We start from the raw sequence: 24,467 nt of genomic DNA, 5'->3' as shown, positions 1-24,467 counted from the left end.
TATTCCTGCCTCGCGTCGGCGCTGTTTTGAATTGCTCCAGCTTTCTGAACCACCGCGGCGATTCGAAATGTAGAGCAGGTAACCCGTAGTTCAGGTATAAATTTTGATTGTGTATTTTTTTGAGTATAAAAAATCCCTCCCATGCAAAAAGCATAGAAGGGATCGCGTTATATCCGGTTATAAAGGCGCTGTGATCGCGGTTAGTTGCGCAGACTGTGGATCGGCGCCGGGATGCGGCCGCCAAGCTTCACGAAGCCCGACGCATCGCCGCCCGGAACGCGGATGATGGACGCTTCACCGAGAAGGCCGCCGAAATGAGCAACGTCGCCCACGGTCTTGCCCGGAACCGGAATCACACGGACCGCAGTGGTCTTGCCGTTGATCATGCCGATGGCGGATTCGTCGGCGATCATGCCGGAGATCGTCGAAGCGGGGGTGTCGCCCGGGATGGCGATCATGTCCAGACCCACAGAGCAGACAGAGGTCATGGCTTCGAGCTTTTCGAGCGTCAGGGCGCCCGAGCGCGCAGCGGCTTCAATGGCACTGTCTTCGGACACCGGAATGAAGGCGCCGGAAAGCCCGCCCACGTGCGAAGAGGCAAAAACACCGCCCTTCTTCACCTGGTCATTGAGCATCGCGAGAATGGCCGTCGTGCCGGGAGCACCGATGGAAGAAAGGCCGAGAGACTGGAAGATCTCGCCCACGCTGTCGCCCACAGCCGGCGTCGGGGCAAGCGACAGATCAGCCACGCCGAACGGAAGGTTCAGGCGGTTGGCGACTTCATTGCCGATGATTTCACCCACGCGGGTCACTTTGTAGGCGGTGTGCTTAATGACTTCTGCCGCATCCGTGATGGTCAGATATTCACCCTTGGCCTTAAAGGCACGGTCAAGAGCCTTTTTCACCACGCCCGGGCCGGAAACACCGACGTCGATCACCACATCGGGTTCGCCGACGCCAAGATAGGCACCTGCCATAAATGGCACGTCCTGCGGAATATTGCAGAAGACAACGAGCTTGGCGCAGCCGATTGCGTCGCGGTCACGAGTTGCTTCCGCCACATCCAGAATGCGCTGCCCCATGAGACGTACGGCATCCATGTTGATGCCGGCCTTCGTCGAACCCACATTGATTGAAGAGCAGATACGGTCGGTGACAGCCAGCGCCTCGGGAAGTGCATCAATCAGATTCTTTTCGCCCGGCGTCATCCCTTTTTCAACCAAAGCGCCGAAACCGCCGATAAAGTCAACGCCCACTTCTTTAGCCGACTCATCGAGCACGCGGCAGGCCGCCACCATCTCATCACGGCTGAAGCTCGCGCCGACAGTGCCGATCGGGCTCACGGAAATGCGCTTGTTGACGACGGGGATGCCGTAGCGGTCGCCGACGAGATCACAGGTCTCAACGAGTTTTTCGGCATAGCGGAAAATCTTCGAACGCACTTTGTAGGCGAAAGTATCGAAGTCCGAACTCGCGCAGTCAAAAAGATTGATGCCCATCGTGACGGTGCGGACGTCGAGATGCTCCGAACGAAGCATATTGATGGTGGAAAGTACCTCGCGGTCAGTCAGCATGTTTTGTCTCTGTCTCAAAAAATTTGGAATGGGTTGCGGTCGCGTGATGGTTGACTTACTCCACCTTGACGCGGTGAATGGCTTCGAAGATGTCGCGGTGCTGCAGATTGCAGCGCAGGTTCATAGCGCGGGCACGATCAATCATGACGCGGTGCAGCGCGCGGCGATCAACATTGAGCGGAATAGAAACTTCAAAGACCTGCAGCGACATGCCGTCCTCAATCGGGAAAGCACGCAGGGATTCGATGTTGATCTTCTGTTCGGCGAAAATGCGCGAAAAATTAGCGATGATGTCGTTGCGGTCCGTACCCCAAACGCTCACCACATAGGGCTCGCTTTCCGGCTGCGGCGTCGGCGCCTTGAAGTCAATCACCATAACGGCCAGATCAAATTTGCGGCGGGCGATTTCGGCTTCAAGCTCCTGCTGGATCTGTTCGTTAGAAAGACCGGCGGGCTTCTGAATGACACACATCAGAGCGAACTGGCCGTGCAAGGCCATCTGGTTCACCTGCTCGAGATTAACGCCGCGGCGAGTGAGCGCATTGGATACAACGGCGACGATGCCCGGGCGATCGAGGCCGAAAACCGCCACATTGGTGCGGTGCAGGCCGTCATTGATTTCAGTTGTCTGAGCAGGTTGAGCTTCAGTCACTTTGTTTCTCCGGAAGGCCGCCGTTTGAAAACATAACGGCGGACGCTGGCACTGGTGCCGGCTTTGCTGTATGGGGATTGGGATGAGTCCATGCCGGAATTGAAACCCCATCCAAGGGAATCCGGCATGGCGGCAGATTTTATCGAGTGTATCGCGATGGCCGCCGATCATTGGTTGGAATTGAGCTGTGTTCCATCTGATACAGCGCAAAACGCGCCGTAATCAGACCGCATATCACTCGGTCTGCTGTCCAAAGCTTTCTGGCAGACGCAAAAGTGTCTCGAGCCTTGGAAACGCCGCAAGCGCAGCAGCCCGAGCACTCGCGGCTGCTGCGGCAAGCGTTGTGCCGCGAAGCTGAGCCGCCGTACGGGCGGCTTCCAGGATGTCCGCTGGGCGTGTGTCGAGCGTTGAGTGCCCGAGAGCAAAAGCATCCCGTCGACTCGACGGCGGCATATCAGGCGCGTCGGTTTCAAGCACCCAGGCCCCGTCGGCAAGCTCCGACAAATGCCTGCGAATGCGCTTGCTTCCGTCGTAGGTACAGGCACCGCCGAAACCGAGCACCAGTCCGAACGCTAAAAAAGCCTCGCGTTCAGCATCCGAGCCGTTAAAGGCATGGACGGCGCCGCGCACGGGCTGAAACCCCGTTTTGCCCGGCGAACCGTAGACTCTTCGCAGCAGTCCGAGCGTCTTTGAAGCTGTCCGGCGAACATGAATAGAGAGCGGAAGGTCGAGGTCGCGGGCGATCTTAAGTTCTTCGAGAAACACCTGCTCGGCCTTATGCTGATCAAGCCCGGGCTCAAACCCGTCGAGCCCCACCTCTCCGAGACCGATGAAATGCGGATCGTCGAGCAGAGACTCGGCCAGCTCACGCAGCCCGACGAGCTCTGCGGGCGTTGTCGAGTCAAGCCAAAGCGGATGGATGCCAAGCATCGCCCCCAGGCCCCACTCGTGTGCCGTAGAGAGCGTTCGCTCCCAGTCTTCAGGCGCCCCGGCGCAGAGCAGGATATTCTCGAGGCCCGCCTCTCGTGCTTGAGCGAGCCATTGAGCACGATGGCCGTCCAGACGCTCAACCTGCAGATGCGAGTGCGTGTCAATGAATTTGATGGCGCGAGCGGTCATAAGGAACCAACCCGTTAAAAGCGGTCTGCATCCACAATCACGCCGCCCTTGAGCTCTACCGCACGATCGCAGCGGCGCGCGAGCTCTCGGTCATGCGTGACGATTACGACAGCCGTGCCTTGGGTATGCGCCAGTTCAAGGAGCGATGTGAAGACCTGTGACGCGGTTTCGTGATCCAAATTGCCCGTCGGCTCATCCGCCAGCACGCAGGCGGGCTGCGTCACCAATGCACGCGCAATAGCTGTACGCTGACGTTCGCCGCCCGAAAGCTGCGAAGACAGATGCTCGAGACGATCGCCCAAACCCACGGCTTCCAAAGCCTGCTGAGCTCGAGACAACGCTTCACGCTTAGGCAGACGGCGGATGAAAAGCGGCATAGCCGCATTTTCCAAAGCGGAAAACTCCGGCAGCAGGTGGTGAAACTGATAAACGAACCCGAGGGAGCGGTTGCGCAGACGATCGAGCTCACTCTCTTTGAGCGCGGCGAGGTCCTCGCCGGCAATGGCCACTCGTCCGGCATCCAAACCGTCAAGACCGCCCAGTACATGCAGGAGCGTTGACTTCCCGGAACCCGAAGCGCCGAGTACGGCCACCGCTTCGCCCGCATGAATCCGGAGATTCACATCTTTAAGCACCGGCAGCGCACTCGTCCCCTCGCGATAGCTCTTGACCACATGACTTGCTTCCAGAACAACGGAACGCTGCGGATGATTTTGCGCATTATTCATAGCGAAGAGCCTCCGCGGGGTGAATCTTCGAAGCCCGCCAGCTCGGATAGAGTGTGGCAGCCAGAGAAAGCAGGAAAGAGAGCACCGCAATCGGCACGATGTCGCTCAAACGCGGATCGCTCGGCATGCTGCTGATGAAATAAATTTCCTGAGGCAGGAATTCAACCCCGAGCATCGACTCGATGGCCGAGACGATGGCGCCGACGTTTTCGGCAATCAAAAGGCCTGCAGCAACGCCCGACAGAACGCCCACCAACCCAACAATCGTGCCTTCCACCACGAAAATCGACATGATGGAAGCACGCGAAGCGCCGAGCGTACGGAGAATCGCGATGTCAGACTGCTTTTCCTTCACGGTCATCACCAATGTGGAAACGAGCCCGAAAGCGCCGACCAAAACAATCAGAAAGAGGATGATCCCCATCATGCGTTTTTCGACCTGCACGGCTGCGAACCACGTGCGGTTTTGCCGCGACCAGTCCGTCGCATAAAGTCCGGATGGAAGCACCGCGACGAGCTTGGCCGCGATCTGCGGCGCACGGTCCATGTCCGTCGTCTTGACGCGCAGTCCCTGAGGACCGCCCGTACGATAGAGTGCAGCTGCATCCTCAATATTGACCAAGGCATAAGTCGAATCGTATTCGTAGTGCCCGCTCGAAAAGTAACCTGCGACCGTGAGCTGCTTCATGCGGGGAATCAGTCCCGCCGGCGTCATGTTCCCTTCGGGCACAAGCAGCGCCACTTTGTCGCCGATATGCACGCGCAGCTGCCGCGCCAGCGCCTGGCCGAGAATGACCTGAAAGGCCTTGGGTTTCAGGTCAGAAAGCTCTGTGCCGGAAACGCTTTGCGCAAGTTCGCTCACCCCTGGTTCCTTGGCAGGATCAATCCCTTTGACGACTGCACCGCGCACGACTGCGCCGGAACTAAAGAGCCCCTGACCTTCCACGAAGGGAGCAACGGCGACAACGTCACTTTGCGCCTGAAGTACCTTTTCGACGCCTTCCACGTCGGTGAGAGCACCTTTGCTCGCCCTGATCTCAACGTGGGGAATCACGGAAAGCATGCGGTCGCGCACTTCCTTTTGGAAGCCGTTCATCACCGAGAGCACGATGATGAGCGCGGCAACGCCAAGCGCGATGGACGCCACCGACATGCCTGAGATAAAGGACATGAAGCCGTCTTTGCGTCGGCCTCGCCTCCCGCGCCGGGTGTAGGTGAGGCCGATCATGAATTCAAATGGCGTCTGCATCGTGCTCTTGGAAATCGCTCTTGAGGCGGAATAATTCAACGCTTCGAACACCCTTTCGTTTTGCATCCGGCATGACGAAAGCGTGCGTTCGACAAAAACTGCATTCTAACGGCGCAGGATGCTTCCCCCGCGCCGCAGCAAAAGATCGAAACGGTCGACAGAAGAATGTTAGAAGACACCAACACTCCTCAATGAAGACGAAGCACCTGCAGTCCCCAAGGCTACAATCACGGGCACTATGACAACTTGCTTTTATCTCCTGCCCGGCGCCCGGCTCCCTGAGGCCGCCGCCCGCGAGACTGCGGCCGTGCTTGCAAAGTCCGACCCCGCCTCGCTTGAGGCGTGGACTGCACTCGGGACCGGCCGTGAGCCGCCTGGTCTGCAGCGCCTCGCTGAACCGCTCCACGACCGCTCACCTCATCAGGCCTGGCTCTGGAAGGTGCTCACGCACCGATCCGGCGCACCGATCACCGCCCCTTACGAATGGATTGCCTCGGGCGGTCCCGTGCTCGACCAGGAATTCTGGAAGCTCACGCCCTGGGGGCGAAATTCGATGGGACAGCTCGAAGCCGTCGAGCTCCATGAGTCTGAGATGCCCGCGGCTGCTTGTGCGCTTGATCCTATCGCAGCACACGCCGGCATGCGTCTGATGATTTCTGGAACGACTCTCTTTCTCTGCCGCCGCAAGCCCTGGGCATTCTCAGCCGCACCGTTTAGAGATCTGGCGGACTGCGTCGGTGCGGGAGCGAGCCTCGCCGCCTGCATGACGGGCAGTGATAAGCCTGAAGCAGAAAATCTGCTTGAGGCATTCACCGCTGCCGTTCAAACGGCTGCGGGCAAACTGCCTTCGATTGAGGGCTTTTGGCTTTCGGGCGGCGGAGCATACACTCCCATTTTCCCGCCCTCGACCTACCGTGCTGTAGCCTGTGATGATCCAGTCGTCCGAGCCTGGGCAGCTGCAGCCGGTATTCCCCGCACCGCGCTCATGCCCGTTCGCAGTGGCGAACGCGAAGAGGAACGGTGGGGGAAAGCGTTCGTTGACGCACCGATCGGCGAGCGCATCGTCGTTATTGAGCATCTCCTCGAACCCTGGCGCCGCAGTGACTGGAGCGCCTGGCGAGAAGCGCTCCCCACGGCACTCGGCGAACTCGCACGTTGGCGCAGCCGCGAAAAAGCCGCCGGCATTGACAACGCTGTTTTCGTGCTCTTTGGCAATGCCGGCGCCGCTACGCTTTTGCCGACGCCCAAGAGCTTCAATCCGCTCAAACGCTTCAAACGGTCGGTGCTCCCGCTCGAGAGCTGGTTCATTGACAACTTTGCGGGAGAGGTTCCATGACGCGCATTCTCTCCCGTCCTTACGATCAGCATGCCGCCGATCGTCTGGCCCTTTCGGGTTTTCTGCCGCCCATTGCGCGGGCGCTTGCCGCCCGCGGCATTCAGGTGCCCTCCGATTTAGAGCAGGAATGGGCCGGCATGCTACCGCCCGCCATGCTCGAAGGTACGCGTGAAGCAGCCGAACGGCTTGCACTCGCTCGCGAGCGGCATCAAGCCGTCACCATCGTCGCCGACTACGACTGCGACGGCGCTACGGCATGTGCCGTCGGTATCCGGGGTCTGCGCATGCTCGGCATCACCGCAAACTACTTCGTGCCGGACCGCGTGCTCCACGGCTACGGGCTCACGCCCAACGTCGTCGATATTGTTGCTGCCAGAACCCCCAAGCCGGATCTCATCGTCACGGTTGACAACGGCATCTCGTCAGCAGCGGCCGTTGACCGCGCTCGGGAGCTCGGCATCGACGTCATCATTACAGACCACCACCTGCCGGGCGCTGAACTGCCGCGGGCACAGGCGATCGTCAACCCCAATTTAACGGGCTCGACCTTCCCGTCGAAAAATCTCGCAGGCGTCGGCGTCATCTACTATGTGCTGCTCGCCCTGCGTTCGCTCCTTCGCGAACGCGGCGTCTTTGACGCTAAGACTCAGCCGCGTCTGGATGCGCTTGTCGACTTTGTGGCCCTTGGAACAGTGGCTGACGTCGTCAAGCTCGACAAAAACAACCGTATTCTGGTTTCGCAAGGCATTCGCCGCATTCGCTGCGGCCGTACGCATGCGGGGCTCGAAGCCCTGTTTGCCATTGCCGGACGCGATATTCGTACTGCGGGGGTACGCGACTTCGGCTTTGCCGTTGCGCCGCGCATCAATGCCGCCGGCCGTCTCGGAACCATGGAAAACGGCATCGAATGTCTCTTGTCGGACGATCCTGCCGCGGCCCTTGCCTTTGCCGAGAGCCTCAACTCCATCAACACCGAACGCCGCGAACTTGAAAGCGAGATGCAGCAGTTGGCTGAGGCCGCTTTATCCAATATTGACTTGGATCATCACGCCACTTTTACGATTTTCAACCCCTCTTTCAATGAGGGTGTTGTGGGATTGGTGGCAGCGCGCCTGAAGGAGCGCATCCACCGTCCAGTCATCGCGTTTGCGCCGACGGAAAACGGAGAACTCAAAGGTTCGGGCCGTTCCATTCCCGGCATACATCTGCGTGATGCACTCGACTTGACCGCCAAAGCACTGCCCGGCGTCGTACTTCGCTTCGGAGGCCATGCCATGGCGGCCGGACTTTCCATCAAACCCGAAGGGTTCAAGGATTTTCAGGCGGCGTTTGAGGAAGTCATCCGCAGCCGATGCGATGCCTCCGTTTTTGAGCGTGTTGTGCTCACCGACGGCGGACTCGCGCCCGACGAGATTACCGAAGCGCTCTGTCAGGAAATCGATGAACAAATCTGGGGACAGGGTTTTGAAGCCCCGCTCTTTGCCAACGAGGTTCACGTGCTCTCACAGACGCTTCTCAAGGGCACGCATCTCAAAATGATGCTCGAGCTCGGCGGCTCGCGTTTTGACGCCATCTTTTTCCGCCGCAAAGAACCTTTAGCGTCGCTCACCAGGATTGCCTACCGGCCGTCAGTCAATGAATTCCGCGGCCGCCGAACCGTGCAGCTGGTGGTGGAGGCGGCCGAATAAGCCGTCAGCGGAAATTCCGCCGCTTTTTCCTATGATTCGGGACGCTCAGCAGCACATGCGGCGTCCCGAAGCCGTCTATAATTTTCGTTTCCCTGTATTTTCAGGGCACGTCGGTGATTTTGTGCTTCAAAAATTCTCGAAGCCCGACGCACTTTTAATACAACGAATACGCTCTATCCGCATAGGTCAGAAATGGAAGCTGAACGCATCAACCAAATTGAAGCCTCGATCGACGATCTTACCCGTCGGCTCAATGAACTTCGGGGGTATCTTTGACGTCGACCGCAAAGCTCGGCGCCTCGAAGAAGTAAATCGGGAAATTGAGAACCCGGACCTCTGGAATGATCCCAAACACGCCCAAGAAGTAAGCAAAGAAAAGAAGATGCTCGACGATATCGTCGGCAGCTTCAACCGTCTTACGCAGGGCATCGCCGATGCGGGCGAACTCTTTGAACTTTCTCTGGCCGAAGAGGATTTCGATTCCCTCGAAGTTATCGGAGAGGATGTAGACCGCATCGAGCACGAAGTTGCTCAGCTCGAATTTAAGCGCATGTTCAACCAGCCGATGGACTCGGCCAACTGCTATCTGGAAATTCAGTCCGGTGCGGGCGGCACGGAAGCGCAGGACTGGGCAAGCATGCTCGAGCGCATGTATATGCGCTACGCCGAACGCAAGGGCTTTAAGGTCACCCTTGAAGAAGAAACACCGGGCGAAGTCGCCGGCATCAAGTCCTGCACGCTCTTTATTGAGGGCGAGTGGGCGTACGGCACGCTGCGCACCGAAACCGGCATTCATCGTCTGGTGCGTAAGAGCCCCTTTGACGCCAATGCGCGCCGTCACACCTCCTTCACCTCGGTCTACGTCTATCCGGAAGTGGATGATTCCATCGACATTGAAATCAATCCTGCCGATCTTTCCATCGACGTCTTCCGTGCTTCGGGCGCAGGCGGTCAGCACATCCAAAAGACCGAGTCAGCCGTCCGAATTCACCACAAGCCCACCGGCATCATTACGATCTGTCAGGATGACCGCTCGCAGCACCGCAACCGCGAAAAAGCCATGCAGCAACTCAAGGCTAAGCTCTATGAGCTGGAAATGCGCAAACGCATGGAAGCGCAGACGAAGCTCGAAGAGTCGAAGTCTGACATCGGCTGGGGTCACCAGATCCGCAGCTACGTGCTTGATCAGTCGCGCGTGAAGGACCTGCGTACCGGCGTTGAAACCGGCAACACGGGCGGCGTGCTCGACGGTGATCTTGATCAATTCATCGAAGCGAGCTTGAAGGGCGGCGTGAATGCCGTTCCGGCGGCCGAATAACCCCCAAGCTCCGAACTACCCTATTCCAGACTCAACGCTTCGGAAAGCCCTGCACTGCACCTTTCCGAAGTGCTCGTTGGATCCCAACATCCGCAAAACACTTTTAGGGGAATCAAATGGCACAAGCCCAGCAGAACCCTCAGACCGTTCAGGCCCCGGCCGAAGACGAAAACCATATCATCGCCGAGCGCCGCGCCAAGCTTGCCGCGCTGCGCGCCGCCGGCGTCGCTTATCCGAACGACTTCAAGCGTACGGATCTCTTCGGCGACCTTACGGCCAAATACGGCGCAATGACGACGGAGGAGCTTGAAGCCGCCGCCCCCGAAGTTGCCTGCTCAGGCCGCATCATGCTCAAGCGCATCATGGGCAAGGCCTCCTTCTGCACGGTGCGCGACTTCACCGGCACGATGCAGTACTTCGTGCAGCAAAATGAAGTTGGCTCCGACGCCTATGCTGCCTTTAAGACGTTCGACCTGGGCGACATCGTTGCTGCCAAGGGCGTGCTTTTCCGCACCCATGCCGGCGACCTCGCCATTCGCGTGAAAGAAATCCGTCTGATGACCAAGAGCATCCGTCCGCTGCCCGATAAGCACAAGGGCCTGCAGGACACGGAGCTTTGCTACCGTCAGCGCTACGTCGACCTCATCATGAATGAGGAATCGCGCAACCGCTTCCTCACCCGCTCGAAGGCCATTGCCGCCATCCGCGCCTTCATGCTCAATCACCGCTTCCTTGAAGTGGAAACGCCGATGCTCCACCCGATCCCGGGCGGCGCCAATGCAAAACCCTTTATCACGCACCACAATGCGCTCGATATGGATATGTACCTGCGAATCGCGCCGGAACTGTATCTGAAGCGCCTCGTGGTCGGCGGTTTTGAACGCGTCTTTGAAATCAACCGCAACTTCCGCAACGAAGGCGTGTCGATTCGCCATAACCCCGAATTCACGATGATGGAGTTCTACGCGACGTATTGGACGTATCGCGATCAGATGGACTTCACCGAAGAGCTCCTGCGCACGGTCGCCAAAGAAGCGACGGGTTCGATGGTTCTCCAGTATCAGGGCCAGGAAATCGATCTCTCCAAACCTTTCCATCGCCTGACGCCGCTTGCCGCCATCAAGAAGTTCGCTCCGAACTACACCGATGAAGAACTCAACAACCCGGACTTCATCCGCGCTGAGCTTAAGCGCCTCGGCGGTGAGATCCCGGTTGACGCCGGCCTGGGCGCTCTGCAGATGGCGCTTTTTGAAGAAACCGCCGAAGCCAAGCTGATCGAACCGACCTTCATCATTGACTATCCGGTTGAAATCTCGCCGCTCGCCCGCGCGTCCGACGCCGATCCTGAAATCACCGAACGTTTTGAGCTTTACATTGCCGGCCGAGAAACCGCCAACGGGTTCTCCGAGCTCAACGATCCGGACGATCAGGCTGCCCGCTTCCGTGCTCAGGCTGACAAGAAGAGCCACGGCGACGACGAAGCGATGTATTACGATGCCGACTACATCCGTGCTCTCGAATACGGTCTGCCCCCGACCGCCGGCTGCGGCATCGGCATTGACCGTTTCATGATGCTGCTCACCGACGCTCCGACGATCCGCGACGTGCTGCTCTTCCCGCACATGCGCCCGGAAAACACGAAGTAATCCATGATGCAGGGTTCCTTTATCCCTGCGTTTGGAAGCTCATCGAGCCGGCCCTTCGGGTCGACTCACTTCAAAGCCCGCCGCGAGGCACTCACGCGAGTCCTCACTGCGGGCTTTGTGCTTCCGGACGCATCCGGCAGCTGGTCAAGCGCAGCGCTCTGCGCGCACCCGGGGCTGATTCCCATTCGCCTGTCAACCGGCGTTCTCATCGGCCGAACGGCTCCCGAATGGGCGGACAAAATCAGCCGCATGCCCGGCATGACCAAGCACCCAACAGAGCTTCGTCTCGATGCGGCACATTTGCTCGACTTCGGCATCGCAATGCGGGCCGCCCACCTTTCTCAGGGATGGCGCGGGGAGCTCCTTGACCTCTTCAGTCTTTCCGAGTCTGCACAAGGGGCAGCCTCAGTGCGCCTCGAGCGAGCGCTCTACCGTCCTCTGGGAGCGCTGACCCGCGCGGTTCATCTCTCGGCTCGTTTGCGCGATCCCGTCGACGAATTCGACCCGGTTTATATCCTCGGGCAGCGAAGCCGCACCAAACGCGTCGGCCCCGGCCTGTGGGACGGCCTCGCCGCTGGGATGGTGGGCGCGGGCGAAACGCCCGCTGAAGCGCTGCTGCGCGAAGCGCATGAAGAAGCCTTGCTCCCGGCAGCGGACGCAAAAAATGCTCGATATTTGGGCAGCTTTTTAATTTCTCGGGCCGTATCGGGCGGCTGGATGTTAGAAGCTTCTTATACCCACGATCTGGTGCTCCCCGCTGGCTTCGAACCCTGCGCGGCAGATCATGAAGTTGAGCGCTTTGCACGCTTTTCGGCACGAGAAGTGCTCGACCTGATTGCAGCACACAAGGTCATGCACGAAGCAGCTTCGTCTCTCCTCTTTTCCATGGCGGCAACGCCCAGCGCTGCGGATTAAGGGCTCTCTTCAAGGCTTCTCAACCGTAAAGCGGTCAATCATCTGCACGCGGCGAGGCTCGGCTTTCTCCAAGCTTCCCGAAACCACATAGACCTCGCCCACGAGTACGCGGCCTTTGACGCAATAGTGAATAAAACTCTGCTCGGAAGCATCGCGCCAATTAGTGTGTTTTTTATGAAAACGGCTCGATCGGTGCGGCTGCATGCCGGTCTCAAAAAGATAACTGTAGCTTTCGAGCTCGTTTTCCGTCATGCTCTTCAACGCCGGCCGTACCTTGCCCAAATGCTTCAAAGTACCGTCCGCCACAGCATCATTGGCCTTGGTGCCGGCGGTGTCGGCTGTCACGAACACCGCGCCCTTGGGCGCATGCAGAACCTTGAAAAAATCGGCGTCATAGGTGAAGTCGGGCTGCGTCACTCGGGCCGGCCAGAAGCTTGGGTCATCGTTGTCGCGCACTTTAAGCGCCTTGGTGCGCGAATAGACATGGTCGTGTCCCTGAAGCACCACATCGATCCGAAGGTCGTCAATCAGCGCTGTCAGCGCTTGCCGAACGCGCCGGATATCAGCATCTTCGAGCGAATGGTAGCCCTTTGAATAAATCCCCTTGTGCAGCGCCAAAATGACCCATTGTGCACCGCGCTCTCGTGAAGTCCGGACATCCTTTTTGAGCCATTCAAGCTGTGCGGGGCTCAATGCTGAATGCTGAGCATGCTGGTTGTCATTGGTATTAAGCACTGCAAAATGCACTCTTCCCCAATCAAACGAATAGGTTGCGCCGCCGTCGGGATCCTCTTTGAGGCCGCGCGTCAGAGCCGCTCCGCCTGAAAGCGCATCATTGACGTTGAAGTGCCGCTCAAACGCTCCAAAGCTCCGCACGCCGTCCTGAAGCGAATAGACCTCATGATTGCCGGCAACCGGCGCCACTGTGGTCTGCGTCAGAATCGGTGCTGAACGCTTGAAAAGGTCGAACCATTCGTCCTCAATACTGCCGGTTTCAACAAAGTCACCGGTGTGCAGTACAAAATCTGTATTCGGAAAGTGCCGCAGGGCCTGTAAGAGCGTATCGGCACCGTAAGCCGCCTCATTGCGCTTATGTTCGTTATAGTAGGCGTTTTGCGTATCGGAGACCTGAATAAAGGAAACTTTGTCTGTTTTGTCCGGATCGGCTGCGGTTTTGAAGCTGCCGACAGGGCTCAGCACTTTGCCCTTTGCGGCAATGCGCCAATACCAAAGCGTGCCGGGACTGAGACTTGAAACCTCTGCGCGGCAAATCGTCTCTGGACGCGTCAAAACGCCAATCTCAACGTGATCGGATTTTCTGGCGCCGTCCTTGGGCCGCCATTTCACACTTCGCCCTTCATCAGTGAAGTAGCCGAGGATGGTACTGTCGGCCTTTTCCGAGCGAAAAAGAAAATGCCCGTCAGCCGTTCGTTCCAGAAAGCGGCTTTGCACCTGCACCGTCTGGACCGGTATGCGGGTGATCTGCGCAAAATCACTCGATGGAGAGAGCTCAACATTCAGGTCGTCCGGTGCCGCATTCATGAACCAGCTGAAGCCCCGTGATGTGCGCGGATCCCCTTTGATCGTCACGACGATTCGGTTTGGAAGCGCATCCATCGCCAAAGCACTGACCGCCGGCTTTTGTTCGAGCAGCTGAGGGAGCGGTTCCTTTGCGGCTGTGTAAGGCTGCCCTAAACAGAGGCCAAGGACGAGAACGCTCAGCCCTGCTGCTGTGCCCATCCGGGGCTGAAAGCTCTTGAAGCGCTGCATGAAAAAACCTCATCGATCAATATGTTTTCAGTCTGCCCAAAAACGGGAAAGGCCGACCGGCAGCCTTCATGGACTGCAGCGGACGGCCTTGAGCAGAGACGTCTAATCGGCAGATCAAACGAAATCAATCCCGCTCGTTAAGCCAAGCCTGAAGAATGGCCTCCAGGATTTGCTCGTTGGACTTCTGCGGATCGTCGGCAAAGTCAGGCAGCTTTACCACCATGTCGTGGAGCTTCACAAAGGAAAGCGTCAGCGGATCGAGATCAGGATCCGCATCGTAAAGCTCTTCGGCAATGCGCTGCACGTCAGACCAGTGAAGCTCCATGGCGATCTCCTTTACTCTCCGACGATGTTGCGGTTGTACTTGGGAATCTCAATCGTGATGTCTTCCGTACCAACCGTGGTCTGGCAGGAAAGACGCGATTCAGCACATGCACCGTAGGCCGTATCGAGATGATCGAGCTCATTGTCGGACGGTTCGTTAAGGCTGTCGAAACCCTGGCGCACGATGACGTGACAGGTCGCGCAGGCGCAGTTGAATTCACAGGCATGCTGAATCTTCACGCCGTTGGCAAGCAGCGCCCTGGCAAGGTTGGCACCGGTTTCAGCTTCAAAGGTCTTGCCTTCCGGGCAGAGCTCAGCGTTGGGGAGAACAGTGATCTTTGGCATTTATCGTTTCTCTGGGATCAGGAAAAATTCAATTGTAAATATCAGGAACCGGAGGGCTTTTCATCAAACAACGCGTCATTGACGCTGCGGCCGGCCAATGCTGCGCGAATGGAGCGATCCATACGGCGCTCAGCAAAAGCTTCAGTGCCCTTTGACAAAGCCTCCACGGCTTTATGAATCATGTCGGCATCCGTGCCGTTAATGGCAGAACCGACCGCTCGAGCGAGCCGATCAATTTCAGACTGCTCTTCAGGCGACAAGAGATCGCCGTCCTGCGTGAGCGCGCTGGCGGTGCTTTCGAGAAGGCGCTTGGCTTCCACCTGCTCTTCACGGAGTTTGCGCGCCTGCATATCGGCCTCGGCGCTCGAATTGCCTTCCTGAAGCATGCGCACAATTTCTTCGTCAGTGAGGCCGTATGAAGGCTTCACGACAATGGATGCCTCTGCGCCGCTCGTCATTTCTCGTGCGGAGACGGACAAGAGACCGTCGGCATCCACTTGGAAGGTCACGCGGATGCGAGCAGCACCCGCTGCCATCGGCGGAATGCCGCGAAGCTCAAAGCGGGCGAGCGAACGGCAGGCATCCACCACTTCGCGTTCACCTTGCACAACATGTACCGCCATCGCGGTCTGACCGTCACGGAAAGTCGTGAAATCCTGCGCCCGCGCGACAGGGATGGGACTGTTGCGGGGAATGATCTTTTCGACCAGTCCGCCCATCGTTTCGATGCCGAGCGACAAGGGCGTGACGTCAAGGAGCAGCCAATCCTCGCCTTCGGCGGCGTTGCCCGCGAGCTTATTGGCCTGCATTGCGGCGCCGACGGCTACCACGCAGTCCGGGTCAATGCCCGTCAACGGCGCAAAGCCGAAATAGGCTTCCACCTCGCGGCGCACACAGGGCATGCGGGTAGAACCGCCCACCAGCACCACGCCTTTAATTTGGTCTTTTTCGAGCTTCGCATCACGCAAAACATTGGCAACAGCTTCAAGCGTTTCATCCACGAGCGACTTTGTGAGCTGATCAAAGATCACACGAGTGAGCGTAAAGGCATGGGTACCCGAAGAGAGTTCAAGTTTAAGAACCGTCTCCGGCGCATCCGTGAGCGCTTCCTTCGCCGCCTTCGCGCGGTCAAGCAGCTGGCGGCGATCTTCTGCGGTAAGTTCAACGCTGCCGAGCTGCGACACTGCCCAGTCAACCACCGCATGATCAAAATCATCGCCCCCCAGCGCCGCGTTGCCGCCCGTGCCGAGCACTTCGAAAACGCCGCGCGAAAGCTTGAGGAGAGAGACGTCAAAGGTGCCGCCGCCCAGGTCATAGACCAAATAGACGCCCTCTGCACCGTTGTCGAGCCCATAGGCCAACGCCGCCGCCGTAGGTTCGTTTAAAAGACGCAGAACGGAAAGGTTCGCCAGTCGTGCCGCATCCTTTGTCGCCTGACGCTGAGCGTCATCAAAATAAGCAGGCACGGTGATCACAGCGCCGGTCAGTTCACCGCCGAGCTGCGTTTCTGCACGCTTGGCAAGCGTCTTCAAAATCTCAGCGCTCACTTCTACCGGACTTTTGTCCCCCTGAACCGTACGGATCGCCACGCCTCCGGGCGCATCAACGATTTCGTAGGGCAGCACGGGCAGCGTTTTGAGTTCGCTGCGGCCTCGCGCGAGCAGGCGCTTGGCCGAATAGACGGTGTTGCGCGGATCGCTCTCGGCATGAGCAAGCGCATCCCACCCTGTTTCAACCGACCCATCCTTCAGGTAGCGCACGACAGAAGGCAGGAGCTGGCGGCCGGCCTCGTCGGCAAGCACAACAGGTTCACCGCTCTTTACGGTCGCAGCAAGCGAATTCGTGGTGCCGAGATCAATGCCGACAGCAAGGCGATGCTCATGCGGCGCAGCAGAAAGTCCCGGCTCGGCGATTTGAAAGAGGGCCATGTTTTCTATCTCTTCTTATGTGGGCGAAGGCGCGCGCCCGGCGATTTCTTCCGATGCGTGCGCCTTGGTCAAGCGAATAAATGGAAAGGGTTAATCAGCGTTTTGCTCAAGAAAACGTTCAATGAACATCAGTCGGCGGGTGAGATCAACGGCCTTGTCCCAGTCATGCGTTTCGTCGATCGCACTGCTGAGCGCTTCGAGCACTTTGTCGGCAGCGCCTCGCGCTTGAGCGCGAACTGCGTTCTTCTCATCATCGCCGCAAGCATCATCCATGGCTTCCCGCCAAGCCATCTGCTGCATCAGGAAGTCCGTCGGCATGCGCGTGTTCGTTTCTGCGCCGACACTGCGGCCGGCCGCCTCACAGAGCCAGACGGCACGCTTCACCGGGTTTTTAAGCACCGCATAGGCCTCATTGATGCGCGAAGCCCATTGTTCTGCCACACGGCGCTCGGCAACGGGACGATCTGCGAAACGGTCCGGATGCACCTGCAGGATGGCCCGTTCGTGTGCGGCGTGCAGCGCCTCCAAATCCACTTTGAAGGCGGGCTTGAGGCCGAAGAGTTCAAAAGGCGTCATCTGAGCCATGACCGATCAGCCCTCAGATCTGGAAGGACTCGCCGCAGCCGCAGCGGCTCTTCTCATTAGGATTGTGGAACTTGAAGCCTTCCTGCAGACCTTCACGCGTGTAGTCGAGCTCGGTGCCGTCGAGATACGGCAGACTCTTTTCGTCAACGAGCACCTTCACGCCGAAACTTTCCCAAACTTTATCGTCGGGTTCGACCTGATCAGCAAACTCGAGCTTATAAGCCATGCCGGAACAGCCGGAGGTTTTGACGCCCAAGCGCAGGCCAACGCCTTTGCCTCGGCGGGCCAGATACTTTTGCACGTGCTTGGCAGCGGCTTCAGTAAGCGTAACGGACATGATGATTATTCCTTCTTGGCATCCTGCTCAGCGGGATGCTGCTTGGCGCGGTAGTCGGCGATGGCGGCCTTGACGGCATCCTCGGCCAGAATTGAACAGTGGATCTTCACGGGCGGCAGCGCAAGCTCGTCGGCGATCTGAGCGTTGGTAATCTTGCCGGCCTCTTCGAGCGTCTTGCCCTTGACCCATTCACTGACGAGTGAAGAGCTCGCAATGGCTGAGCCGCAGCCATAGGTCTTAAACTTCGCGTCCTCAATGACGCCTTCAGGATTGACTTTGATCTGCAGACGCATAACGTCGCCGCAGGCGGGTGCGCCCACCATGCCCGTACCGACGTCCTGTGCGTTCTTGTCGAGCGTGCCGACGTTGCGGGGGTGTTCGAAGTGGTCAATCAGTTTTTCGCTGTAGGCCATTCTCTTTCTCCGGAAGACGGTACCGGGAGCCTTTGCTCCCGGGAGGGGGTCTTCATCAATGTTGAATTAATGTTCTGAACCACTGAAATTAGTGCGCGGCCCACTCGACCTTCGAGATGTCCTCGCCGTTCTGGTGCATTTCCCAGAGAGGGCTCTTTTCGCGAAGATCCTTCACGGCCTTGGTGAGGCACTTAACGGCGTAGTCAATTTCTTCTTCCGTCGTGAAGCGTCCAAGCGTGAAGCGAATCGACGAGTGCGCAAGTTCCGCATCGCGGCCGAGCGCGCGGAGCACGTAGGAGGGCTCGAGCGACGCAGACGTGCAGGCCGACCCCGATGAGACGGCCAGATCCTTCACCGCCATCATGAGGCTTTCCCCCTCAATGAACGCAAAGCTCACGTTGAGGTTGAAGCAGACGCGGTGCTCCCAGGAACCGTTGAGGTAGACATCCGAAATATTCTTCTGAATGCCTTCCCAGAGACGATCGCGAAGGCGCTTGATGCGCGGCACTTCAGTAGCCATTTCTTCGCGGGCAAGGCGATAAGCTTCGCCCATGCCGACGATCTGGTGCGTGGGCAGGGTCCCCGAACGCATGCCGCGTTCGTGTCCGCCGCCGTGCATCTGGCACTCAATGCGCACACGCGGCTTGCGGCGAACGTAGAGTGCGCCAATGCCTTTGGGGCCGTAGACCTTGTGTGCAGAAAGACTCATCAAATCGACCTTCAGATGGTCAACATTGAGATCGATCTTGCCGGCAGCCTGCGTAGCGTCGCAGTGAAAGACAATGCCGCGCTCGCGGCAGAGCTCGCCAATACGGGCAATATCCTGAATGACGCCGATTTCGTTATTCACCGCCATGACCGAGATAAGCGTGGTGTCCGGGCGAATGGCATTGACCAAGTCATCCCAGCGAATCATGCCTTCTTCGTCAACGTCAAGATACGTCACTTCGTAGCCTTCGCTTTCGAGGTGGCGCATGCTGTCGAGCACGGCCTTGTGTTCGGTCTTGACCGTAATAAGGTGCTTGCCCTTGTCGCGATAGAAGTGCGCCGCACCCTTGATCGCCAGATTGTCAGCTTCCGTCGCGCCGGACGTGAATACGATTTCGCGCGGGTCCGCGCCGATCAGCGCAGCAATCTGCGTGCGGCCTTCTTCAACGGCCTTCTCGGCTTCCCAGCCGTAGCTGTGGCTGTGGGAGGCGGGGTTCCCAAAATGATCGTGCAGATAAGGAACGAGCTTTTCGACCACGCGGGGATCGCACGGCGTCGTAGCGGAGTAGTCGAGGTAAATCGGAAGCTTCATGACTGAAAGTCCAAAGTATGCAAGGGGAAATCGGGTTCAAGCGCTTTTGCGCACGGGAATGACAGCGGGAATACTCACGGAAGCGCTGCTCTCGGCCTCTGCGGCTTCACGCGCCTCATGCTCCTCAATGAGACATTCGAGCGAACGGCTCGCCAAGAAGCTCTCAATAACGGAATTGAGCTCTTCCCAGAGGTGATGCGTGAGGCAGGCGGCCCCGCCGAGGCAGGTACCTTCACCGCGGCACTGCGTTGTGTCCATGTTCTCGTCTACAGCCAAAACAATGCGATCGATGGTGATTTGAGAAGCAGGCTCGGAAAGCTTGTAACCGCCTGCCGGTCCGCGCGTACTCTCAACGAGCCCGGCACGGCGCAGTCGGCAAAAGATTTGCTCGAGATACGCGAGCGAAATCTTCTGGCGTTCCGCAACCTGCGCAATCGGCACCGGCGCATCGCTTTCACGAGCACGCATGGCGATGTCGACCATGGCGGTAACGGCAAAACGGCCTTTAGTCGTCAGCTTCAACTTCGTCTCCCATCGAACAGATGGCTGACGATTCTCGCTAGGGAGGCAGGTCAGCCGCTCAATCCTGACTGTTCTTGTCAATTTTGTGAGCGGATTCTACGCCAACAATCCTGAGTGATCAAGTCAGAAATTAGGGTTAGTGCTTGAGTTTATTCTGACTTACACTGTTAGATTGAGATTTACAGGCCGTAATGGGGAGGTATTTTGCAATACGGCCTTCAGGAGGCCTGAGCGCTTGCCGCAGAAGATGCGGCACGGGCAGCAAGGAGCTGCTTGGCCTTCTTTTCAAAGTTTTCGATGATCCCCTCACACGCATCCGAGCAGTATTCGTAAACGCGCGTAAATCCTTCGTTCAGGCCATAGTAGGGATCGGGCACAATCGCTTCGTCAATGTCATTGGCGTAGCGCATGAGGAGCTGAATCTTGTGGCGCATGGCGGCGGGAGCTCGCTGCTGAAGTTCAGTCAGCACTTCCCAGTCCATGGCCAAAATTAAATCGAACTTTTCGAAGTCGCTCGCTTCAATCTGGCGAGCACGGTGTCCGGCGAGCTGCACATCTCGGCGGCGGCAGGTGAGCACGGCGCGGGCGTCACAAGGTTCGCCTTCATGAGCATCGCTCGTGCCGGCGCTGTCGCTGAGCATAACGTCTTCAAAACCTGCCTCTTTCGCCTTCTTGGCGAAGATGGCTGCAGCCATTGGGCTGCGGCAAACATTTCCCGTGCAGACAAAAAGAATTTTGATCGCTTGGTTGTTGTTCATTTTGTTGTCCGTTCACCAAAATCCCAAAATCGGGCGAAGGTCTGCGCAGGGCAAGGTTCTCCCCACGGTGCATTATCCTACGCTAGCTTGCTGAAAATTCATAGACTCAATTGTGAGAAGTTCAGGCTGGAGCCGAAGCACCGAAAGCTTGTTTTCTCAATGCCATCAGCTCTTCACGTACGCGTGCAGCCTTTTCGAAATCCAGATTCTTGGCATAACTCATCATTTCTTCTTCGAGCTCGCGGAGACGTTTTGACAACGTTTTTTCGTCCATCGGCAGCGCGTCGGACGCCGACGACTCCGGCGCCACATCTGGACCGCGATAAACCCCGTCGATGATTTCTCGCACCGCCTTCTTTACGCCCTGGGGCACAATGCCGTGCTCACGATTAAAGTCTTCCTGCTTTTGCCGGCGGCGATTGGTTTCGTTTAGCGCTGCCTTCATCGAATCGGTCATCTTGTCGCCGTAGAGGATGGCACGGCCATGCAGATTACGCGCAGCACGACCGATTGTCTGGATCAGCGAGCGAGTCGAACGCAGGAACCCTTCTTTGTCAGCATCGAGAATAGCCACCAGTGAAACTTCCGGAATGTCGAGACCTTCGCGCAGCAAGTTAATGCCGACAAGAACGTCGAATTTGCCTGCTCGGAGATCCCGGATAATCTCCACACGCTCGACCGTGTCGATATCCGAGTGGAGATACCTCACCTTCACGCCTTCTTCGGACAGAAAGTCAGTCAAATCTTCCGCCATTTTCTTGGTGAGCGTCGTCACCAGCACGCGTTCGCCCTGCTTTACCGTTTCAGAAATTTCAGACAAAAGATCGTCCACCTGTGTCGTTGCCGGCCGGACTTCAACCGCCGGATCAACCAGGCCTGTCGGACGCACGACCTGCTCGACCACCTCCCCCTGACAGCGTTTGAGTTCGTATTCCGCCGGCGTTGCCGACACGAAAATCGACTGACGCATTTTGGCCTCGAACTCATCAAACCTCAACGGCCGGTTGTCGAGCGCCGAGGGCAGTCTGAACCCGTAGCGAACCAGCGTTTCCTTTCGCGCACGGTCACCGCGGTACATGCCGCCGAGCTGTCCCATCATCACGTGGCTTTCATCAAAGAACATCAGCGCATCAGCGGGCAGATAGTCAATGAGGCAGGGCGGCGCGGCCCCGGGGGCAAGCCCAGTCAGGTGGCGGGAATAGTTTTCGATTCCTTTGCAGAACCCCACCTGATCGAGCATTTCCAGATCGAAATTGGTGCGCTGCTCCAAGCGCTGCGCTTCTACGAGGAGATTGTCCTTTAAGAGCTCAGCCTCGCGCACCTTCAGCTCGGCCTTGATCGATGTGATAGCCCGCACGATTTCGTCGCGCGGCGTAACGTAGTGGCTCGCCGGATAGACGACAAAACGCTGCACTTTCTGCACCACTTTGCCCGTGAGCGGATCAAAAAGCGAAACGGTATCCACTTCATCGTCAAAAAGTTCAACCCGTACGGCAGTTTCTGCATGTTCAGCCGGAAAAATGTCAATGGTGTCGCCCCGCACGCGGAAAGTACCGCGATTGAACTCCATATCGCTGCGCTTATATTGAATCTTCACGAGCTGGTTGATCAGCTGGCGCTGTGAGCGACGATCCCCCTGACGCAGGATCATGCGCATGGTCGTGTAGCTTTCGGGCGAACCAATGCCGTAAATAGCCGACACGGTTGCCACAATAATCGTATCTCTGCGCTCGAGGATTGACTTCGTTGCCGCCAAACGCATCTGCTCAATATGGTCGTTCACCGCGGCATCTTTTTCAATGAAGAGGTCGCGTGCTGGAACGTAGGCCTCCGGCTGATAGAAGTCGTAGTAGGAAACGAAATACTCCACTGCGTTTTCAGGAAAGAAGTCGCGCATCTCGGAATAGGTCTGCGCGGCCAGCGTCTTATTGGGCGCAAAGATGATGGCCGGTACACCCTCACGGGCAATGATGTTGGCCATCGTGAAGGTTTTGCCCGACCCCGTCACGCCGAGAAGCGTCTGATTCATCAAACCGTTTTCAATGCCTGCGCAGAGCGCATCAATCGCGGCCGGCTGGTCGCCGGCAGGCGGGAATGGAGCATGAAGCACAAAAGGCGAATTGGGGTAGGCGTAAGTCGGCATTGATGCTGCAAAAGGCGGAACAATCTGTTGAAATGCAATTCTACGGTGCACCTTACCGCTGCAGAGAGAATTTTCAACAATTTGATTTTTCTGATTTTACATTTGGTAACATTTGTATTATTTTGAAAATTTGACACTCTAAACGGGCTTCCGTAAAATTTGCAGTCTTGATTCCCCGATAGCTCAGTCGGTAGAGCGACGGACTGTTAATCCGCAGGTCGCTGGTTCGAACCCAGCTCGGGGAGCCAAGAAAAATTTAAACGGACGTGCCCAGCACGGTCGTTACCGGATTCCCCGATAGCTCAGCCGGTAGAGCGACGGACTGTTAATCCGCAGGTCGCTGGTTCGAACCCAGCTCGGGGAGCCAAAAATTTCAAAGGGAGCGTGCATCATGCACTGCTCCCTTTTTTAATTGGTATAACCCTTTCTCGCCGTCAATCCTCTCGAGTCCTTTGATACGGCTCAGTTCCATTAGGACCAACACGGACTGCGCTCCTCCTAGAATGAATAATCTGCGCTCAGGTTTACCGCGCATCTTCATTATTCAAAGCAACCGGAGGGCCGCATGCGCCACTCACCTCAAGAGATCTTCAATACTGCCGCACGCTGGCTCGAGGCCACAGGGAGCACCCCGTACGAAGCCCGCGTTGTTGCCGACCATTTAACAAACGCCAACCTTCGCGGTCATGACAGCCACGGCGTGGGCATGATCGCCATGTATGCCCTCTATCAGAAAGACGGCCGTCTGAAATCCAATACGCCGGCTCGTCTCGTCAAGGATGCCGGATCCATTCTGCAGTTTTCCGGTGACCGCGGATATGGTCAGCGCGTCGGCTTCGAAGCCACAAATGCAGCCATCGAACGCGCCAAGCAAAACGGCATCTGCATGTACACCATTGCCAACACCTGTCACCTTGGGCGCATCGGCACCTATGGCGAACAGTGCGCTGATGCCGGCATGGTGAGTCTGCACTTTGTGAACGTCAATCAGTTTGATCCGCTTGTAGCGCCTTACGGCGGCGCGGATGCTCGATTCGGCACGAACCCCTTCTGTTGTGCCATTCCGGCAGCCAACAACCACGGTCGATTCATCCTCGACTTTGCAACCTCCATCGTGGCCATGGGCAAAACCCGCGTAGCCTTCCTCGCTGGAAAGCACTTTGATGAACCAGTGATCATTGATCGCAACGGCAACGAAACGGCGGACCCTGCCCCCATGTGGCGTGAACCGCGCGCCGCACTGATGCCGATGGGCCGCTACAAAGGCGCCGGACTCTGCTTTGCCTGCGAACTCCTTGCCGGCCTGCTCTCCAAGGGCGGCACGATTGCTGACAAGCACCCGCGCGACGGTGCGATCGTCAACAACATGACCTCTTTCGTAATTGACCCGGCTGCGCTTTGCGATCTCGCCTGGATGAAGGAAGAGATGGACGCCATGATCGACTATGTCAAGGCCTCTCCGCAGCCCAATCCCAAAAACCCTGTTCTGATGCCGGGCGAAATCGAACGCATCCGCACAGCGGACCGTGAAGCCCACGGAGTGGAAATTTCCGACGGCGAATGGGCTGCCATCATCAAAACCTGCCGCGATGCAGGCGTGCCTGAGTCTGAACTTCAAGCTTAAGAGACTGCTCCCCTGCGAGCCCGACGCATGCATCAAGTCTGCGCCGGGCTTTTTTATCGGCTTCAGAGCGCGAAAACCCCCGCAGACCAGAATCTGCGGGGGTTCGTATAGGGAGCCTGGCGATGACCTACTTTCACTGGAAATACAACCAACTATCATCGGCGCAGAGGCGTTTCACTGTCCTGTTCGGAAT

Annotated in this window: 22 protein-coding genes and 2 tRNA genes; 8 read left to right on the top strand and 16 right to left on the bottom strand. The window is 57.7% G+C overall.

The window, feature by feature from the left end; translation table 11 throughout:
- Nucleotides 1–200: 200 nt before the first annotated feature.
- The 5 genes from DES29_RS10900 to DES29_RS10880 form a co-directional block, all read right to left on the bottom strand.
- Nucleotides 201–1,574, bottom strand: a complete 1,374-nt coding sequence (locus tag DES29_RS10900) for a PFL family protein (RefSeq protein ID WP_016475027.1) — start codon at nt 1,572–1,574, stop codon at nt 201–203.
- A gap of 55 nt (nt 1,575–1,629) precedes the next feature.
- Nucleotides 1,630–2,226, bottom strand: coding sequence for a glycine cleavage system transcriptional repressor (locus tag DES29_RS10895; protein WP_005431882.1), 597 nt, complete (start codon nt 2,224–2,226; stop codon nt 1,630–1,632).
- A 234-nt stretch (nt 2,227–2,460) separates the two neighbouring features.
- Entirely contained in the window at nt 2,461–3,345 is an 885-nt protein-coding gene (locus DES29_RS10890; protein WP_021995411.1) for a TatD family hydrolase, read from the bottom strand.
- A 14-nt stretch (nt 3,346–3,359) separates the two neighbouring features.
- Nucleotides 3,360–4,073 carry an ABC transporter ATP-binding protein gene (locus tag DES29_RS10885; RefSeq protein ID WP_113854894.1) on the bottom strand — a complete coding sequence of 238 codons (714 nt, stop codon included), beginning with the start codon at nt 4,071–4,073 and terminating at the stop codon, nt 3,360–3,362.
- Nucleotides 4,066–5,322, bottom strand: coding sequence for a lipoprotein-releasing ABC transporter permease subunit (locus DES29_RS10880; RefSeq protein ID WP_113854893.1), 1,257 nt, complete (start codon nt 5,320–5,322; stop codon nt 4,066–4,068). Before DES29_RS10880 ends, DES29_RS10885 begins: the two co-directional genes overlap by 8 nt.
- Nucleotides 5,323–5,560: 238 nt before the next feature.
- On the opposite strand from DES29_RS10880, the gene DES29_RS10875 reads away from it, so the two are divergent.
- The 5 genes from DES29_RS10875 (at nt 5,561) to DES29_RS10855 (ending at nt 12,225) form a co-directional block, all read left to right on the top strand.
- Nucleotides 5,561–6,658, top strand: a complete 1,098-nt coding sequence (locus DES29_RS10875; RefSeq protein ID WP_113854892.1) for a hypothetical protein — start codon at nt 5,561–5,563, stop codon at nt 6,656–6,658.
- Nucleotides 6,655–8,346 (top strand): single-stranded-DNA-specific exonuclease RecJ, encoded by a 1,692-nt coding sequence (gene recJ / locus DES29_RS10870; RefSeq protein ID WP_016475032.1) that lies wholly within the window; start codon nt 6,655–6,657, stop codon nt 8,344–8,346. The genes DES29_RS10875 and recJ overlap by 4 nt, the downstream gene beginning before the upstream one ends.
- A 192-nt stretch (nt 8,347–8,538) precedes the next feature.
- Nucleotides 8,539–9,664, top strand: a protein-coding gene (gene prfB / locus DES29_RS10865) for a peptide chain release factor 2 (RefSeq protein WP_113854891.1) whose coding sequence is annotated in 2 segments (ribosomal slippage) — nt 8,539–8,619 and nt 8,621–9,664 — 1,125 coding nt in all. Because the reading frame shifts where the segments join, the coding sequence is not laid out codon by codon here.
- 116 nt (nt 9,665–9,780) lie between these two features.
- The gene (gene lysS / locus DES29_RS10860; RefSeq protein ID WP_016475034.1) at nt 9,781–11,310 is read left to right on the top strand and encodes a lysine--tRNA ligase; all 1,530 of its coding nucleotides are present in this window, start codon (nt 9,781–9,783) and stop codon (nt 11,308–11,310) included.
- A 3-nt stretch (nt 11,311–11,313) separates the two neighbouring features.
- Nucleotides 11,314–12,225: an NUDIX domain-containing protein gene (locus DES29_RS10855; RefSeq protein ID WP_021995196.1), complete on the top strand. Its 912-nt coding sequence runs from the start codon at nt 11,314–11,316 to the stop codon at nt 12,223–12,225.
- A gap of 9 nt (nt 12,226–12,234) precedes the next feature.
- Here the strand turns inward: DES29_RS10855 and DES29_RS10850 are convergent, their stop codons facing one another.
- From DES29_RS10850 to uvrB, 11 genes are all read right to left on the bottom strand, one after another.
- The gene (locus tag DES29_RS10850; RefSeq protein WP_021995195.1) at nt 12,235–13,995 is read right to left on the bottom strand and encodes a purple acid phosphatase family protein; all 1,761 of its coding nucleotides are present in this window, start codon (nt 13,993–13,995) and stop codon (nt 12,235–12,237) included.
- A gap of 124 nt (nt 13,996–14,119) precedes the next feature.
- Entirely contained in the window at nt 14,120–14,320 is a 201-nt protein-coding gene (gene iscX / locus DES29_RS10845) for a Fe-S cluster assembly protein IscX (RefSeq protein WP_005432731.1), read from the bottom strand.
- Between the two features lie 11 nt (nt 14,321–14,331).
- The gene (gene fdx / locus DES29_RS10840) at nt 14,332–14,664 is read right to left on the bottom strand and encodes an ISC system 2Fe-2S type ferredoxin (RefSeq protein ID WP_005432729.1); all 333 of its coding nucleotides are present in this window, start codon (nt 14,662–14,664) and stop codon (nt 14,332–14,334) included.
- Nucleotides 14,665–14,705: 41 nt separating this feature from the next.
- The gene (hscA, locus tag DES29_RS10835; protein WP_021995194.1) at nt 14,706–16,592 is read right to left on the bottom strand and encodes a Fe-S protein assembly chaperone HscA; all 1,887 of its coding nucleotides are present in this window, start codon (nt 16,590–16,592) and stop codon (nt 14,706–14,708) included.
- Nucleotides 16,593–16,682: 90 nt separating this feature from the next.
- The gene (gene hscB, locus DES29_RS10830; protein WP_113854890.1) at nt 16,683–17,177 is read right to left on the bottom strand and encodes a Fe-S protein assembly co-chaperone HscB; all 495 of its coding nucleotides are present in this window, start codon (nt 17,175–17,177) and stop codon (nt 16,683–16,685) included.
- Between the two features lie 13 nt (nt 17,178–17,190).
- On the bottom strand, nt 17,191–17,514 hold the full coding sequence (iscA, locus tag DES29_RS10825) for an iron-sulfur cluster assembly protein IscA (RefSeq protein ID WP_005432726.1): 324 nt from the start codon (nt 17,512–17,514) through the stop codon (nt 17,191–17,193).
- A gap of 5 nt (nt 17,515–17,519) precedes the next feature.
- Complete coding sequence (gene iscU / locus DES29_RS10820) at nt 17,520–17,927, bottom strand: Fe-S cluster assembly scaffold IscU (RefSeq protein ID WP_005432725.1); 408 nt, start codon at nt 17,925–17,927, stop codon at nt 17,520–17,522.
- 88 nt (nt 17,928–18,015) lie between these two features.
- Entirely contained in the window at nt 18,016–19,227 is a 1,212-nt protein-coding gene (locus tag DES29_RS10815) for an IscS subfamily cysteine desulfurase (protein WP_005432724.1), read from the bottom strand.
- 36 nt (nt 19,228–19,263) lie between these two features.
- Entirely contained in the window at nt 19,264–19,749 is a 486-nt protein-coding gene (locus DES29_RS10810) for an Rrf2 family transcriptional regulator (protein ID WP_021995192.1), read from the bottom strand.
- A 218-nt stretch (nt 19,750–19,967) separates the two neighbouring features.
- Nucleotides 19,968–20,507, bottom strand: coding sequence for a low molecular weight protein-tyrosine-phosphatase (locus DES29_RS10805; protein ID WP_021995191.1), 540 nt, complete (start codon nt 20,505–20,507; stop codon nt 19,968–19,970).
- A gap of 121 nt (nt 20,508–20,628) precedes the next feature.
- Nucleotides 20,629–22,650 (bottom strand): excinuclease ABC subunit UvrB, encoded by a 2,022-nt coding sequence (gene uvrB / locus DES29_RS10800; protein ID WP_021995190.1) that lies wholly within the window; start codon nt 22,648–22,650, stop codon nt 20,629–20,631.
- Between the two features lie 172 nt (nt 22,651–22,822).
- Between uvrB and DES29_RS10795 the strand changes: the two genes are divergently transcribed.
- From DES29_RS10795 to DES29_RS10785, 3 genes are all read left to right on the top strand, one after another.
- Nucleotides 22,823–22,898: transfer RNA gene (locus DES29_RS10795), tRNA-Asn, on the top strand.
- A 43-nt stretch (nt 22,899–22,941) separates the two neighbouring features.
- A tRNA-Asn gene (locus tag DES29_RS10790) sits at nt 22,942–23,017 on the top strand.
- 198 nt (nt 23,018–23,215) lie between these two features.
- A complete protein-coding gene (locus DES29_RS10785) occupies nt 23,216–24,274 on the top strand; it encodes a malate/lactate/ureidoglycolate dehydrogenase (protein ID WP_113854889.1) in 1,059 nt (352 codons plus the stop codon).
- Nucleotides 24,275–24,467: the final 193 nt, after the last annotated feature.

The sequence above is a fragment of the Sutterella wadsworthensis genome (assembly GCF_003315195.1).
GTDB lineage: Bacteria > Pseudomonadota > Gammaproteobacteria > Burkholderiales > Burkholderiaceae_F > Sutterella > Sutterella wadsworthensis.
Note: the sequence above shows the minus strand (reverse complement) of the source record. Positions and strands in the feature narration are given on the sequence as shown.